Raw genomic sequence first — 1,956 nt, 5'->3', positions numbered from 1 at the left:
ACTGTGGCTGGCGCGGCGCCGCCCCGGTGACCGGGTCACCTTTCACGACACCCGCGGATCCAAACGAACCCTCGTCGTCACCGACACCGAGCACGGCGTGCGTGCAGAACTGGCCGACACCGCCTATCTGGTCCCGGGCACCCGGCTCCGTGCCCACCGCGGCGACGTCACGGCGGTCGCGGACCTTCCGTCGACCGAACGCAAACTCACCGTGCACACAGGCGACGAACTCCTTGTCGTCCCGGACCTGGAACCCGTGGATGCGGACGCGGAGCCACACCGGATCGGATGCACGCTGCCGCAGGTGTTCGCGGACACGAGTATCGGCCATCGGATCTTCTTCGACGACGGCAAGATCGGCGGGGTGATCGAGGAAGCCGGCCCGGACGGCCTGCGGGTGCGCATCGTCGACGCCGGTCCGCGCGGCACCCGACTCGGCGCCGCGAAGGGCATCAACCTGCCCGACACCGAACTGCGATTGCCCGCATTGACCGCCGAGGACCTGACGCACCTGCCGTTCGTCGTCGAGCACGCCGACGCGGTCGGGCTGTCGTTCGTGCGCAGTGCGTCGGACGTGACCGGACTGCAGGACCGGCTCGCGGAGCTCGGTGGCACACACCTCGGGGTGATCCTGAAGGTCGAGACGGTCGGTGGTTTCGAGAACCTGCCGTCGATCCTGTTCGCGGCCGTGCACTCACCGAAGGTCGGCGTGATGATCGCGCGCGGTGACCTCGCCGTGGAGTCCGGGTACGGACGGCTCGCCGAGGTGCAGGAGGAGATCCTGTGGTTGTGCGAGGCGGCGCATGTGCCGGTGATCTGGGCGACCCAGGTCCTCGACACGCTGGCGCGCACCGGGCGGCCGTCCCGGGCGGAGGTCACCGACGCGGCGGCCTCCGGGCGAGCCGAATGTGTGATGTTGAACAAGGGGCCGTATGTCGACCACGCCGTGCGCTTCCTCGACGACGTGCTGCGCCGGATGGCCGATCACCAGCGCAAGAAGGATTCGCTGCTGCGCAGGTTGCGGGCGTGGGAGGACCGGGGCGGGCCGGTGACCACGCGGTCTCGGTAGACGGAGGTAGTTGCTCGGGTGGGGTCGGTCACGGTTGTGCGTCACCGGGCTCCGGAACCATTAGCTTTGAAGTAATGGTCTCTCCCTGGAGTGAACGATGCCGAAGCAGCCCGACGGCGCAAGCGGACATACGGTCACCGGTCTCGTCGCGAGCGGCCTCGACTGCGGTGCAGCGCCCGCGCACCGGCACCTCGACAACGAACCGGGAGCCCCCGATGACCGCGACATCGACCCGACCCACGCGCACGATACGGACGTTGCGCCACGATCCGAACGAACGGCCGTTCATCGTGATCTGGGAGGTCACCCGCGCGTGCGCGCTGGCGTGTACGCACTGCCGCGCCGACGCCATCCCTGCCCGCAACCCACTCGAACTGACCACGGAGGAGGGCTACCGGCTCCTCGACGAGATCGCCGCGTTCGGCGCGCCGCGTCCCATCGTCGTACTCACCGGCGGCGACCCCTTCGAACGTCCCGACCTGCCGGAACTCGTGCGCCACGGCACCGAGGCCGGACTGCACGTCGCGCTGTCACCGTCGGTCACCCCCCGGTTGACCGAACCGGTGCTGCGCGACCTGCGGGCGGCCGGGGCATCGGCGGTCTCACTGTCGCTCGACGGTGCGACCGCGGCCGGTCACGACGGGTTTCGGGGCATCGACGGTGTCTTCGACCAGACGCTGCGGGCGGCCCGGACCGTCCGCGACGTGGGCTACCGCCTGCAGATCAACACCACCGTGACCGCGGGCAACGCGCACGAGTTGCCGGACATCCTGCGGACGGTGGTCGAGCTCGGAGCCTCGCTGTGGTCCGTGTTCTTCCTGGTGCCGGTCGGGCGCGGCTCCGCGCTGACCCCGCTCGACCCCACAGACGCGGAGGACGTGCTGCAC

The 1,956-nt window shown here is 69.9% G+C and carries 2 protein-coding genes; both read left to right on the top strand.

Annotated elements, in window-relative coordinates; genetic code table 11:
- Window positions 1-1,069: pyruvate kinase (locus tag WAX14_RS21150; protein WP_422630008.1), on the top strand; the 1,069-nt coding region annotated here is incomplete at its 5' end.
- A gap of 215 nt (window positions 1,070-1,284) precedes the next feature.
- Window positions 1,285-1,956 (top strand): radical SAM protein (locus tag WAX14_RS21145; protein ID WP_422630007.1); only part of this gene is annotated, 672 nt, incomplete at its 3' end.

The organism is Rhodococcus sp. (in: high G+C Gram-positive bacteria) (genome assembly GCF_049299235.1).
Lineage (GTDB): Bacteria > Actinomycetota > Actinomycetes > Mycobacteriales > Mycobacteriaceae > Rhodococcus.
Note: the sequence above shows the minus strand (reverse complement) of the source record. Positions and strands in the feature narration are given on the sequence as shown.